Source organism: Streptomyces sp. NPDC001728, from assembly GCF_040297565.1.
Classification (GTDB): domain Bacteria; phylum Actinomycetota; class Actinomycetes; order Streptomycetales; family Streptomycetaceae; genus Streptomyces.
Genome location: NZ_JBEOZK010000002.1, coordinates 529,135 through 541,913, shown reverse-complemented (window position 1 = coordinate 541,913; position 12,779 = coordinate 529,135). Strand labels below are relative to the sequence as shown.

11 protein-coding genes and 2 pseudogenes are annotated in these 12,779 nt (G+C 71.9%); 5 read left to right on the top strand and 8 right to left on the bottom strand.

What is annotated here, in order from left to right; all coding sequences use genetic code 11:
- Positions 1-83: 83 nt before the first annotated feature.
- Together ABT154_RS05415 and ABT154_RS05410 are read right to left on the bottom strand one after the other, a co-directional pair.
- On the bottom strand, positions 84-1,568 hold the full coding sequence (locus ABT154_RS05415; protein ID WP_351853075.1) for an alpha/beta fold hydrolase: 1,485 nt from the start codon (positions 1,566-1,568) through the stop codon (positions 84-86).
- 501 nt (positions 1,569-2,069) lie between these two features.
- Positions 2,070-2,171: pseudogene (locus tag ABT154_RS05410) on the bottom strand (IS5/IS1182 family transposase); the annotation flags it as partial.
- 160 nt (positions 2,172-2,331) lie between these two features.
- On the opposite strand from ABT154_RS05410, the gene ABT154_RS05405 reads away from it, so the two are divergent.
- Entirely contained in the window at positions 2,332-2,721 is a 390-nt protein-coding gene (locus ABT154_RS05405) for a VOC family protein (RefSeq protein ID WP_351853072.1), read from the top strand.
- A 538-nt stretch (positions 2,722-3,259) separates the two neighbouring features.
- Here the strand turns inward: ABT154_RS05405 and ABT154_RS05400 are convergent.
- Positions 3,260-3,496: an SCO4848 family membrane protein gene (locus tag ABT154_RS05400; RefSeq protein ID WP_351853070.1), complete on the bottom strand. Its 237-nt coding sequence runs from the start codon at positions 3,494-3,496 to the stop codon at positions 3,260-3,262.
- Between the two features lie 151 nt (positions 3,497-3,647).
- Between ABT154_RS05400 and ABT154_RS05395 the strand changes: the two genes are divergently transcribed.
- Both ABT154_RS05395 and ABT154_RS05390 read left to right on the top strand, forming a co-directional pair.
- On the top strand, positions 3,648-4,919 hold the full coding sequence (locus ABT154_RS05395; RefSeq protein ID WP_351853068.1) for a metallophosphoesterase: 1,272 nt from the start codon (positions 3,648-3,650) through the stop codon (positions 4,917-4,919).
- Positions 4,920-5,113: 194 nt separating this feature from the next.
- Positions 5,114-6,667, top strand: coding sequence for an ABC transporter substrate-binding protein (locus ABT154_RS05390; protein ID WP_351853066.1), 1,554 nt, complete (start codon positions 5,114-5,116; stop codon positions 6,665-6,667).
- 45 nt (positions 6,668-6,712) lie between these two features.
- Here ABT154_RS05390 and ABT154_RS05385 read toward each other — a convergent pair whose 3' ends face one another.
- The 3 genes from ABT154_RS05385 to ABT154_RS05375 are packed head-to-tail and all read right to left on the bottom strand — an operon-like array spanning position 6,713 to position 8,351.
- Positions 6,713-7,480, bottom strand: a complete 768-nt coding sequence (locus tag ABT154_RS05385; RefSeq protein WP_351853063.1) for a TetR family transcriptional regulator — start codon at positions 7,478-7,480, stop codon at positions 6,713-6,715.
- 10 nt (positions 7,481-7,490) lie between these two features.
- A complete protein-coding gene (locus ABT154_RS05380) occupies positions 7,491-7,910 on the bottom strand; it encodes a thiol-disulfide oxidoreductase DCC family protein (protein ID WP_351853060.1) in 420 nt (139 codons plus the stop codon).
- A gap of 6 nt (positions 7,911-7,916) precedes the next feature.
- Positions 7,917-8,351 carry a hypothetical protein gene (locus ABT154_RS05375; RefSeq protein WP_351853057.1) on the bottom strand — a complete coding sequence of 145 codons (435 nt, stop codon included), beginning with the start codon at positions 8,349-8,351 and terminating at the stop codon, positions 7,917-7,919.
- A gap of 203 nt (positions 8,352-8,554) precedes the next feature.
- Here ABT154_RS05375 and ABT154_RS05370 point away from each other — a divergent pair.
- A pseudogene (locus ABT154_RS05370) lies at positions 8,555-8,788 on the top strand (alpha/beta fold hydrolase); the annotation flags it as partial.
- Between the two features lie 296 nt (positions 8,789-9,084).
- Positions 9,085-9,258 (top strand): alpha/beta fold hydrolase, encoded by a 174-nt coding sequence (locus ABT154_RS05365; RefSeq protein ID WP_351853054.1) that lies wholly within the window; start codon positions 9,085-9,087, stop codon positions 9,256-9,258.
- Between the two features lie 100 nt (positions 9,259-9,358).
- Here ABT154_RS05365 and ABT154_RS05360 read toward each other — a convergent pair whose 3' ends face one another.
- Together ABT154_RS05360 and ABT154_RS05355 are read right to left on the bottom strand one after the other, a co-directional pair.
- Positions 9,359-11,470 (bottom strand): DUF4132 domain-containing protein, encoded by a 2,112-nt coding sequence (locus ABT154_RS05360; protein ID WP_351853052.1) that lies wholly within the window; start codon positions 11,468-11,470, stop codon positions 9,359-9,361.
- A 33-nt stretch (positions 11,471-11,503) separates the two neighbouring features.
- Positions 11,504-12,721, bottom strand: coding sequence for an MFS transporter (locus ABT154_RS05355; protein ID WP_351853050.1), 1,218 nt, complete (start codon positions 12,719-12,721; stop codon positions 11,504-11,506).
- Positions 12,722-12,779: the final 58 nt, after the last annotated feature.

Below are 12,779 nucleotides of genomic sequence, written 5' to 3'. Positions count from 1 at the left end.
CGCCACCAACAACGCCCACGGCTCGACGAAGACACCGGCGACCGCTACGCACCGGCGCAGAGAGTTACGGGCGAATGGCGGGACTAGCCGCCGCAGGTCACGTCCTTCGCGGGCAGCCGGCCCGTGGTCAGGTACCGCGTGACGTCGGCGTCCGCACAGGACGGGCCGGCCACCACCACGCCGTGGCCCTCACCGCCGGCCACCGTGACCATCCGCGCACCGTGCAGCGCCCGCCGCATGCCCTGCGCCATGGCCGCCGTCGCCTGCGGGTCCCACTGGTTCTGCACGATCAGCGCGTTCACGTCGTTGCTCACCACGGTGGCCGGCTCCCTTGCCGCCGACTTCCAGAACGCGCACGGTTGAATGGTGGCCCCCAGGTCGCCGGCCAGCGGGTACGTGGCTCGGTCCCGGATCACGTCCCGGCGGTACTGCTCGGGGTTGCGCGGCCAGCTGCGGGTGTCGCCGCAGAACACGGCCCACGTTCCGGCGGACTGGTTGTCCGCCGGAACGTCTGCACCGAACGCCCCCGCCCCGGCACCCGCCCCCGCGTCGGCGGACCGGACCGGGACGGAGTCGGACACCGCCGACGCGGTCGGCGTGGCCGGCGCAGGCGGTCCGCCCGCGGCTGCGGCCTTCAACGCGACGATCCACGGGGTGACGGTCGCGACGTGGACGAACGCACCGTACTCGGAACGGATGGCGCCGCCGCTGAGCGCCCCGCCCGTCGTCGGGACGGGCGTGCGGTCGGCGTGGGCGATGAGCTCCCCGTACGTCTTCCGGACTTCCGCCGGAGTCGGGCCCAGCCCGTACGTGGCGTTGCGCGCGGCGGCCCACTCGGTCCAACGGGTGAAGGCGAGTTCGGCTCCCGCCGACCACCCCCGGAACGCACCTCGCCACGCGAGCGTAGGATCGAGCGCGCTGTCGAGCACGAACCGGTCCGAGCGCTGGGGGAACATCTGCGTGTAGACGGCGCCCAGGTAGGTGCCGTACGAGTACCCGAAGTAGGAGATCTTCCGCTCCCCCAGTGCCGCCCGGACGACGTCCATGTCCCGTGCCGTGTTGCGGGTGGTGATGTGCGGCAGCACGTCCCCCGCCTTGGCCCAGCACTTGTCGGCCACGGCCCGGGCCCGGGCCACGTCCTTCGGGAACGTCCTTGCGTTGTAGGGGTGATGGAAGGTCTGTTCGTCGCCCGTCAGGCCGCAGCCGATCGGCGAGCTCTGCCCGACCCCGCGCGGGTCGAAGCCGATCAGGTCGAACCGCTCCCGTACCACCGCCGGCAGCAGCGGCTCCATCTCCACGGGCATGGTCAGCCCCGGAACGCCCGGCCCCCCGGGATTCATCAGCAGCGCGCCGTGCCGCTCCTTCGCACTGCCCGCCTTGATCCGCGAAATCGCGAGGTCGATCTTCCGGCCCCCGGGGGCGCTGTAGTCCAGCGGCACCTTGACCTTCGCGCACTCGAACCCCGCCGGCCGGCCCGTATCGCAGCGCTCCCAACGCAGTTTCTGCTGCGCGTACTGCTGGAGCGGATCCCCCGCCGCGATCGCCGTCACGGGGGTAAGCGCTGCCATCACGGTCGTCACCGCGCCCACCGTCAGCATGGAAATCGTTCGGGCGCCTCGTAGAGCCATGCCAGTCCTCTGTACGGAATCAGTGTCTCGGATTGCCCCCAGTCTCTGTTCCGCCCCACTCGTACCCCGTACGGCGCGGGGATGGGCCCGTGATCCAACTTACGGCGTACGACGACGCGCCGACGTCCTGCTGGAGTCCTGCTCCTGCCGTTCACCGGTCCGGGTAGGCGGCCGATCGGCCACCTCTGGCAGTCGTGCCGTCGACACCCCGGCCCGCAGCGCGGCGACGGCACGGGCGGGCTTGTCGGATCAGCGCGCGGATCCCCTGGCCCCTAGGGGTTAGGGGAGGGATACCCGGTGTCGCGCGTCCAGCAGGGTCCGGAAGAGAGGCCCTGGTGACAGGCACGCCACCAACAACGTCCACGGCTCGACGAAGACACCGGCGACCGCTACGAACCGTCGCAGAGAGGTACGGGCGAAAGGACTAGCTCAAGATCACCATCGGGACCGGCCGAGGGCAGGGTTGCGGAGCCCCCTTCTTCGGGCCCCGGCCGCGTGCTGGTGGGCGCGGACGATGGTGGAGTCGACCGCCACCAGCCAGTCGCTCTCTGCCGCCGCGTCCGCCCTCGACTCCGAATCGGCGGTCTCCCGGCTGCCGAATCGTTTCGTTGACAAAGGCGACTAGGATCTACGGTGACATCGCGTGTCGATCACCGGCTGGGTGAGGCATGGAGGTGTCAGAAGGTGCCTTCGGAGGCATTCCTTGTCGGTCGAGTTGAACCACACGATCATCCATGCCCGGGACAACCGGGAGTCCGCCCAGTTCTTCGTGGACCTGCTGGGCCTTGAGATCACCTCGGAGTGGGGCCCGTTCATCGCGGTCCACCTGAGCAACGGTGTCACGCTGGACTTCGCCACGATCCCCGCAGAACACATCGTCACGCAGCACTACGCCTTCCTGGTCTCCGACGACGAGTTCGACGCGGCGTACGCACGGATCAGCGAGCACGGCATCGAGCACTACGCGGATCCGCACCGGCAACAGCCCGGCGCGATCAACCACAACGACGGTGGCCGCGGGGTGTACTTCATGGACCCGGCGGGCCACGTCATGGAGCTGATCACCGTCCCGTACGGCGGCTGGACTTCTTAAGCACAGGCACAGGCACAGGCACAGGCACAGGCACGCGCAGGGACCGGGCGCAAGTGGCTCAACGGCCGCAGCGCCGACCGGCGACAGAAGGCGGCACCACCGATGCGCATGGTGGTGCCGCCTTCCGGTGCTTCCAGGTGTCTACGTAGTGCGCACGGGATGCCGCCGGGGTGCATCCCCATCATGGGCATACCCATCACTTCCCGCTGTCTCGACGCGAGTTGATCGTGCGGGGTGAGGTGAACCGGATGCGGCGAAGCACCTCCGCCCGCCGTGCGGGCCGTACCGCCACAACCGAGAACGGACTACCGGTTCACGGTGTGGCGGTACGGCCCGCGCCGGCTCTGGAACGAAGTGGAAGCCGCGCACGCCTGGTGACTGCCGCACGACCGTCCCGGACCCGAGAGGTTCGGTCCGACCGTGACCACCACGGCGGAGTCCGCGTGGCTGGACAACCCCGATCAGCCCGTTCCCCTCACCGGCCGACCCGCAAGACCGCCCCGCCTGTGCGCCGTACCCCGTGGTGCATGGGCGGGTTCTACTTCTTGCCGGCTCGGACGCCCCGGAAGCCGATCACGCCGACGGCCGTCCCTAGGATGAACGACGTGACGGCGAGCAGCAGATGCACCCAGAAGTACGCCGTCGGGTTTCCCGCGTCGTCGAAGGCCAGACCGCTCCCGTCCTTCCAGAGGTTCTTCGCGAAGGTCACCCAGATCACCCAGGACCAGACGCCGAACGCGAGCAGGAACCAGGAGACGCGGCGGCTGAGCTTCATGGGGTGTCCTTCGGAGTGGGGTGGTCGTGCCCTGCCAGTATCGAACGGGCCTACGGTGATCTTGCGGCAGGGTCTCTGTTGCGTGGGGTGCGCTCCGCGCGCCGCGAAACGGCTAGAACCGCGCGAGCGGTAAGAAGAGGGGTTCCGGGGCGTGGTCGTCTTCCTGCTGGTCCTGATCGTGGTGCTCGCGCTGCTCGTCGCGGTCCACCGGTACGTGTGGCAGCGCCTCGTGCGTGACGTCACGGCGTGCGGCGGCCTGCCGCGCCGCCTGGGCACGGCCGCGGTCGTGGCGCTGCCGCTGCTCTCCGTCGCGGCCCTGGTCTCCTCCCGCGCCGGAGTGCCCTTCACGCTCCAGCAGGCGGTCGCCTGGCCGGGGTTCCTGTGGCTCGCGCTGCTGCTGTACGTGACCCTGGCCCTGCTCGTCGGCGAGGCCGTCCGGCCCGCCCTCCGCGCCTGGCTCGCGCGACGGGACGCGAGGGCCATGGTCCCGGCGGGGACGCCCGTACCTTCCCCGACGCCGGTCCCGGAATCCGTACCGGCGGCCGAGCCGCTCCCCGAGGCCCCGTCCGAGGCCCCCGCCGCCTCCCCGGCCGACGTCTCCCGTCGTCTCTTCGTCTCCCGGGTCGTCGGTGGCACCGCAGCCGCCGTCGCCGTCGGGACCGTCGGCTACGGCACGTACGGCGTCCTGCGCGGGCCCCGGATCAAGCGGGTCACCGTCCCGCTCGCCAAGATCCCGCGCGCCGCGCACGGCTACCGGATCGCCGTCGTGTCCGACATCCACCTCGGGCCGATCCTGGGCCGCGCCCACACCCAGCGCATCGTGGACACGATCAACTCCGCCCAGCCCGATCTGATCGCCGTCGTCGGCGACCTCGTCGACGGCACCGTCCAGAACCTCGGCTCCGCCGCCGAGCCGCTCGCCCGGCTCCGCGCCCGCCACGGATCCTTCTTCGTGACCGGTAACCATGAGTACTTCTCCGGCGCCGACGCCTGGGTCGACCACGTCCGCGAGCTGGGCCTGCACCCGCTGCGCAACGAGCGGGTGGAGATCGCGGCGGGCTTCGACCTGGCCGGCGTCGACGACGTCGCGGGGGAGAGCGAGGGCCGGGGTCCCGACTTCGGGCGGGCGCTCGGCGACCGCGACCGGGCCCGCGCCGCCGTCCTCCTGGCGCACCAGCCGATCGTCGTCCACGACGCCGTACGCCACGGCGTGGACCTCCAGCTCTCCGGCCACACCCACGGCGGCCAGCTCTGGCCCGGCAACCTCATCGCCGAACTGGCCAACCCGACCGTCGCCGGGCTCGAACGCTACGGGGACACCCAGCTGTACGTCTCGCGGGGTGCGGGGGCCTGGGGCCCGCCGGTCCGGGTCGGTGCGCCCTCCGACATCACGATCGTCGAACTCGCCTCGAAACAGACGTAATCGGGGCAGGGTCACTCCCTGCTGCGAGACCGATACGTGCTGCTCATCGACTTAAATTCGCATTTCCCGGACATATACCTGTGATGTGAAAGCTTTCTCTTCCACTTGTGAAATCGGTGTGATGGGATGACGCCATCGCGACGATTCCGGGGGGCCCGTCGCAGCTGGGGTGGACGAAAAAAGGAAGCACGGCAATGCGGTCGACGGTCCGTCTGCGGATCCTCATCACTTGTGGAGTACTGGTGGCCGCCGGGGTCGGGGGCTGGCAACTCCTGCCCTCCGACACCGGCAGGACCGACCCGATCAGCGTCGGCACAACCGACGAGGTCACTTCACTGGACCCGGCCGGCGCGTACGACGCCGGTTCCTGGGCCATGTACAGCAACGTTTTCCAGTCTCTGCTGACGTTCAAGCCGGGGTTCACGACCCCGGTGCCGGACGCCGCCGAGAGCTGCAAGTTCGTGGGCACCAAGCTCACGACCTATCAGTGCACGCTCCGTGACGACCTCTCGTTCTCCAACGGGCGCAAGGTCACCGTCGAGGACGTCAAGTACTCCTTCGAGCGGATGCTGCGCATCAAGACGGACGTCGGTCCGCAGCCCCTCTTCCCGACGCTGAAGAGCGTCTCGGCCGAGGGCAGCACCGTCACCTTCCACCTGAGTGCCCGGGACGCCACGTTCCCGCTGAAGGTGGCCACGGGTGCCGGTTCGATCGTCGACAAGGACAACTACCCGTCGAACAAGCTGCGCTCGGGCGCGGCGGTCGACGGCTCGGGGCCGTATGTCCTCAAGGAGTACAAGGAGGGCGAGTCCGCTCTCCTGGAGCCCAACCCGAACTACCGGGGCGCCGTCGTCAAGAAGGGCGGCCCGGTCCTCGTGAAGTACTTCGGGCAGTCCGAGGACCTCGCCAACGCCTGGAAGTCGAAGGACGTCCAGGTGACGCACCGGCAGCTCCCGCCGAACTTCCTCTCGTCCCTGGACACCAAGGACGGGACGCGCGTCACCGAGGCGGAGAGCGCGGAGATCCGCAACCTGGTCTTCAACGTCCGGCCCGGCACGCCCATGGCGGACAAGGCCGTGCGGCAGGCGGTCGCCGCGGTCCTCGACCGTCCGGAGATCACCACGGGTGCGTACAAGGGCACGGTCGAGCCGCTGTACTCGCTCATCCCGCAGGGCTTCGTCGGGCACAGCACCGCCTTCTACGACGCCTACCCGGAGCCGAGCGCCAAGACGGCGAAGAAGCTTCTGAAGGCCGCCGGGATCGAGACCCCGGTGAAGTTCACCTTCGGTTTCCGCAAGGACGCCACCTACGCCGCCGAGACCGCCGAGATCAAGCGGCAGCTTGAGGAGACCGGCCTCTTCGAGGTCGAGACGGTGGAGATCAAGTGGACGGAGTTCCAGAAGGCGTACGCGAAGGGCACCTATGACGCGTACACCGTCGGCTGGCTCCCCGACTTCCCCGACTCCGACAGCTTCACCGCGCCGCTCGTCGGCACCGAGAACACCCTGCACAACGCGTTCTCCAGCAAGCGGATCGACGGGCTGATCTCCTCGACCCAGCAGTACAGCGACCGGTCGCGGGCGACCGGCGACTTCAAGGCGATCCAGAGCGAGGTCGCCACCGACGTCCCGCTCGTCCCGCTGTGGCAGAAGAAGGACTACGTCCTCTCCGCCGAGGCGGTCGCCGGATCCCAGTACCTCACGGACGGTACGGGCATCTGGCGCCTGTGGGAGCTCAGCTGGATCTAGGGCCTGGTCCGACGCGCACGTTCGGACAGGCCCCGGGCCCCGTTCTCACGGGGTCTCCGGCGGCTTCGGGTCGGCCCGCTTCCTGGGCTTGCCCGAGGCCGCCATTCCGGCTGCCGTGGGCATGAAGTCGGACAGCAGCTCGTGCGTCTCCTTGACCAGCGGGCGCAGGATGCGGAACCGGGAGAGCGAGATCGCGCGGGCGGTGACCGGCGCGAGCCGCTCCACCAGGCGGCGGCTGTTGGCGGCGCCCTCCGAGCGGTCGTACACCCAGAAGAGCACCAGGCCCATCTGCTGGAGCCAGAGCAACTGGGGGAGGGCTTCGGCGAGTTCCGGATCGACCTTCACGGAGGCACCGGCGATGACCCGCCGGTGCACCTCGATCGCCGCCTCGCGCGGACCCTCCGACTCGGGTGAGAACGGGCTGAGCGGACTGTCCGGGTCGGCGGCGTTCTTGAAGAACTGGGACGCGAACTCGTGGTACGGCTCCGCGATGTCGAGCCAGCCCAGGTAGACCCCGCGGATGCGGGCCGTGAGGTCCTTCTCGCCGCCGGTCAGGATGGACTCGACGGCCGCCTGGTGCTCCTCGGCGATCCGGTCGTAGAAGCCCTGGACGAGGTGCTCCTTGGACGAGAAGTAGTAGTACGCGTTCCCGACGGAGACCCCGGCCTCCTTGGCGATGGCCCGCATCGTCGTCTTGTCGTAACCGCGCTCCTTGAACAGCCGGAGCGCGGTTTCGAGGATGAGCGTGCGGGTCTGCTCGCTCTTCGGGGCCTTCTTCTCGTCGGCCGGCTTCTCTTCCTTCACGTCCTTCACGGGGCCGAGCCTAGCCGGGCGGACCGGGCACTTCGCAGCGCCCGTCCTCGCAGGGTCCGCCCTCGGCGCCGGGCCCCTTGAGGGCCTCGCGCCACTTCGCCGCCGCGAGGACCGTCATCCGGGCGAAGGGCTGCCCGGCGGGGGTGGCCAGCCAGTGGGCCTTGGCCCGGTGGTCGGCGAGCGCCCAGAGGCAGACGATCCAGGCGGCGGTCTCCCGGTAGACCTGCCCCCGGTCCGCGACCACGGTGATCTCCCGCAGGGTGGCGGCGTGATCGAGGGCCGGGAAGCGGCGCCTCGCCTCCTGCGAACCGGCCGGTACGAGCTCCAGCGGGACGACCTGCCGCTGGCGCAGCAGCCAGTGCCTGAGGTGGACGCAGAGCGGGCAGTCGGCGTCGTACAGCACCGTCAGCTTTCCCACGGGGGTCGGCACGACGGCTCAGCCCTGCGGTGCGGGCGGGGCCCAGGGGCCGGTCTTGGGGGTCGTGGTCCAGCCCTGCGGGCCGACCGGCGGCACCTGTTCGCGCTCCATGACGCCCCGGCGCCGGATCTTGTTGAGCACGTACACGTTCCCGAGGTGCATGACACCGAGGACCAGCAGGACGACCCCGAGCTTGACGGAGAGCGCCTCGAAGAGCGCGCGGGCGTCGAGGACGGCGTCGTCCTGGCTCAGATAGAGGGCGACGAAGCCGAAGTTGACCAGGTAGAAGCCCACCACCAGGAGGTGGTTGACCGCTTCGGCGAGCTTCTCGTTCCCGTGCAGGACGTCCGCGAGGAAGATCCTTCCGTTGCGGCTGAGCGTGCGCGCGACCCAGATGGTCAGGGCCACGCTGATCAGCAGGTAGACGATGTACGCGATGACAGTGAGGTCCATGCCCCACCCTCCCTTGAACGCGTTCAAAAGCTGGCGGTCCTGACTGTAGACCTCTCTTTGAACGTGTTCAAGTCGCCTGTGGAAACCCGTTGGCCGCCCTCCGGGGCAGGCCCTAGGGTCGGCGGGTGACTCTCTCTCATGACCTGGCCGGACCCGGTCCCTCCACCGTCCTGCTGCTGCACTCCGGGGTCTGCGACCGCCGGATGTGGGACGGGCAGTTCCACCCGCTCGCCGAGGCGGGACACCGGGTCGTCCGCTGCGACCTCCGCGGCTTCGGCGACAGCCCCGTCGACGCCCGGCACACCCACGCCGAGGACGTCCGGGACCTCCTCGACCACCTCGGCGTCGACCGTGCCGCCGTGGTCGGCTCCTCCTTCGGGGGCCGCGTCGCCCTGGAGTTCGCCGCCCGCCACCCCGGCCGTGTCTCCGCCCTCGCCCTGCTGGGCTCCGGGATCCCCGGCTTCGAACCCGGAGACGAACTGCGCGCCTGGGGCGCCCGCGAGGACGCACTGCTCGACGCCGGCGACCTCGACGCCGCCGTCGAACTCAACGTCGACACCTGGCTCGGCCCCGACGCCGGCCCCGAGGCCCGCGCCCTCGTCCGCGCGATGCAGCGCCACGCCTTCGACGTCCAGCTCGCCGCCCCCGAGGAGTTCGACCCCGTCGACCCCGAGGTCACCCGGGACGAACTCGCCGGCGGGACGAACTCGCCGGGATCGAGGCCCCCGCCCTCGTGGCCGTCGGCGGTCACGACCTCCCAGACTTCCGGGCCGTCGCCGACGACCTCGCCCGGCTGCTCCCCGCCGCCCGCCGCCTCGACCTCGACTGGGCCGGACACCTCCCCGCCCTGGAACGTCCGGACGAGACCGCCCGCCTCCTCACGGCCTTCCTGGCGGAGACCGCATAGGGGTGTCCCGCCGATCGGGCCGGGCTCGCGGGGCGTCTCGACACGACACTCCCCGGGGCCCGTCCGACGATTCCCGGCGGGCTGGCCGGGTCCGTACCCCTCAGCGCGGGTCCGGCCTCTCCGCCGCCACCTCCACGAACAGGCCGACGTCCCGGAGCGCCTCCGACACCAGCAGCGCCGGTACGTCGGACAGCGGGGCCTCCGACCAGGCGCCGCGCGCGCCCGCCGAACGGGCACGGCACTCGAACCGCACCGGGCCCGTCGAGCAGAGCCGGGCCACCCCGTCGCCGCTCGCCCCCTCGTCGACCAGCTCCACCAGGAGCCGTGCCCGCCAGCAGGTCCCCTCGTCCACCGGAACGTCCCCCGGCACCGGCAACTCCCTTGCCATCTCAGCGGACCAGCCGTCCGAGAAGTAGCCGAGATGGTTCCCCGTCCAGCCGCGCTCGGCCATCAGGGCCCGCGCCTGCCCGTACCGCAGCACGCGGCCCGCGAACCGGTGCGCGGCGTGCGCGCCGGCCGCCACCTCCTCCGGGGCGAGCGGACACACCTCGCGGAACACCTGCTTGAACGGCCCGTGCTCCGCCCCCTCCGGCACCGCGGCCCGCCACTCGGCCACCTCCTCCTCCCCGGCCCGCAGCGGATGCCACAGCCGCAGCCGGGCCCCTGGCCCCACCGGACACGCCGTCCCGTCCGCACCGGCGAGCGCCCAGCCGCCGCCCGTGCGCTCCGGCAGGCCCGCCGTCCACCGCTCCCCGCCGTCCACCGAGACCTCCCACAGCAGCGCGCGGGCCACCACCCCCGTCACCGGGTGGTCGACGTAGTACCGGTGCCAGTCCTCCGCCGGCCAGGTCGTCCCGGCCGCCACCTGCTCCTCCAGCCGGGCGCGCTCGGCGGCGAGGAGGGCCTGCGTCTCCTTGAACGCCCCCCTGACCTCCTTCAACTCCTCGGCGTACGCCTCCCGGACCTCCTTCGGCGCGGTCCTCAGGAGCCGGCCCTCGGGGCCCCGGAACGACAACAGGGCCGTGCCCGGCTCCCGTACGGAGAGCTCCGCCGTGAACGCGCCGAGCCGCACCTCCCTGACCCCCCGCCCGTCGAGCCCGAGCGTCGTCACCCCGCGCTCCCGGAGCATCGACGGCGTCACCCCGGAGCGGGCGGCGACGGCCTCCAGGGCCTTGGCGATCCCCTTGGCCACCGTGCGGTTGCGCACCTTCTTCGGCAGCCGCCCGAGCCACTGCACGGCCTCCTCGCCCCGGGCGCCTTCACAGGCCCCCAGCACCGCGACCGCCGCCGTGGCCAGCGGCTGGCTGCGGCACGTCCCGCCGGAGCCCCCGAGGCCCGTGCCCGCGTGCAGCGCGACGGCCCCCACCATCGGCACCACCCACTCGGCGTCCACGTCGAGCGCCGCCCACAACAGGCCCCGGACGAGCGAGGTGTTGGTGCTGGCGGCGAGCGTCGGAATGTCCGCTCCCCACGGATTCGGCTCGCTCACCCGGTGCGCGGGCTGGGCGACGACCCCCTCAAGAAGGAGCCGCACCACCTCCGCCCCGTTCGCGGCCGTCGCCAGCAGCTCCGCCGACCGCTTCCGCCGGCTCCGCGTGGCCCGGGGCTGCTCAAGCGTGCCGCAGTGACTCAGGAACTCCGGCACCCCCGCGCCCGTGAGCAGCGCCCCGTGCGCCGCGCGCATCGCCGGGCCGTAGTCGTCGAGCGCGTCCAGGACATGGCGGGGGAGCCGGCCCGGCCGGAACCGCACCGTCTGCCGCAGCAGGGCGTCCATCCGGTCCCGGAGCGCGGCGAACTCGTCGCCGCGGTAGACCCGGAGCGATTCGGCCGCCCCGCGCAGCGACCGCACCCGGGGCCGGTCGAACTCCCCGGACTGCTCCGCCGCCGCCAGCGCGATCGGCACCAAGGACCGGAACGACTGCCGCAGTTCGTGCGGGGCGACCTCCGCGTCCTTGCCGAGGAGGCGGGCGAACAGCACGTCGGACTCGGCCGTCGACCAGCCGAGCTCCTGGCCCGCCAGGGCGGCCAGCGCGGGTCCCACCACATCCTCGTCCGAGCGCCGGCAGACGCGCCGGTGCAGGACGAGCGCCGCCTCCCGCCGCCCCGCCGTGTCCAGCGAGTCCAGGAACTCCCCGAGCGCCCCCGCCCCGTCCGTCCGCTCGCGCTCGACCGCCTCGTCAAGGCCGCTTCCCGGGCCCGTGATCCCCACCATGGGTCCGACCGTAGACGAAGCCACCGACAGTGCTCAGGCGAGTCCGCGCACCCCGGGCACGAGCACCGTGCCCAGGCAGCAGCCGCCCACCACCACCGCGGCGGCGGCCAACGGCACTCCGGGCCCCCAGGCCGAGGCGGCGAGGGGCGCCAGCACGTACCCCAGCGGCATCGCCGCCAGCGAGAGCAGCCAGTCGTACGAGGTGACCCGGGCCAGCGCGTGCGCGGGCACCTCCCGCTGGACGGCGGTCGCCCACACGGGCGAGAGGAAGCCGAGCCCCGCCTGCGCGAGACCGTACGCGGCGATCGTCACCGGGGCGGGCGCCGCGACCGCGAGCAGGACCAGCGGCAGGGCGTACGTGGCGAGCCCGAGGTTCGCCACGAGGACCGGGCGCCGGGGGCTGAACCGGTCGGCGAGCAGCGCCCCCAGGAGGAAGCCGACGGCGCCGACCTGGAGCAGGACGACCCAGGTGGTGCCGCCCCCGAGCCGCTGCACGGCGACGGCGGGACCGAGGGTCATCAGGACGGCCGCGGCGCCGTTCCACGCGCTGTGGCCGATGAGGCTGCTCCAGTACCAGTCCCGGGAGCGGACCTCCCGCCAGCCCTCCACCAGGTCGGCCCGGAGCGAGCTGCGCGGGATCGGCACCCGCTCCACCCGCACCGCCGTCAGGAGCAGGGCGCTGACGGCGAAGGTGGCCGCGTCGAGCACGAACGCCCAGCCCGGCCCCACGGTCAGGACGAGGGTGCCCGCGAGCGCCGGCCCGCCCAGCCGTCCGGCGCTCTGGGCGACGCTCATCGCCGCGTTGGCCCGGTGCAGCGACTCGGCGGGCACCGTCCCCTTCACGAGCGGCGAGCTGGTCGGCATCGCGAACGCCCCCGCCGCGCCGCCGAGCGCCTCGGCGACCGCGAGCACGGCCAGGCTCGGGGCGCCGCCGAGCAGCTGGACGCCGACGACCAGCTGGGTGACGCACCGGACGAGGTCGGTGGTGAGCGCGACCGTCCGGGCGTCGAACCGGTCGCCCACCACCCCGCCCAGCGGCAGCAGGAGCAGCTTGGGGACCATCGCGCAGCCGAGGACCAGGGCGAGGGCCGTCGTGGAGCCGGTGGCCTCCAGGACGGCGAGGGCGAGGGCGGCGGGGATGGCGGCGTCGCCCAGGAGGGAGAGTGCCCGGCCGGTGAAGAGCAGCCGGAAGGAGCGGGTGCGCAGGGGGTGCGGGACGGGTAGGGGTGCCGTGGCGGGAGCAGCGGTCATGCCGGAAAGTTATTTCGGTATCGAATGATTCGTCAATCAAAATATTCGGTACCGAAGT

Coding starts and splice junctions, on each gene's coding strand:
- ABT154_RS05355 (WP_351853050.1), bottom strand. CDS start 12,721: ATGACCGCTGCTCCCGCCACGGCACCCCTACCCGTCCCGCACCCCCTG.
- ABT154_RS05375 (WP_351853057.1), bottom strand. CDS start 8,351: ATGGACCTCACTGTCATCGCGTACATCGTCTACCTGCTGATCAGCGTG.
- ABT154_RS05390 (WP_351853066.1), top strand. CDS start 5,114: ATGCGGTCGACGGTCCGTCTGCGGATCCTCATCACTTGTGGAGTACTG.
- ABT154_RS05360 (WP_351853052.1), bottom strand. CDS start 11,470: ATGGTGGGGATCACGGGCCCGGGAAGCGGCCTTGACGAGGCGGTCGAG.
- ABT154_RS05400 (WP_351853070.1), bottom strand. CDS start 3,496: ATGAAGCTCAGCCGCCGCGTCTCCTGGTTCCTGCTCGCGTTCGGCGTC.
- ABT154_RS05415 (WP_351853075.1), bottom strand. CDS start 1,568: ATGGCAGCGCTTACCCCCGTGACGGCGATCGCGGCGGGGGATCCGCTC.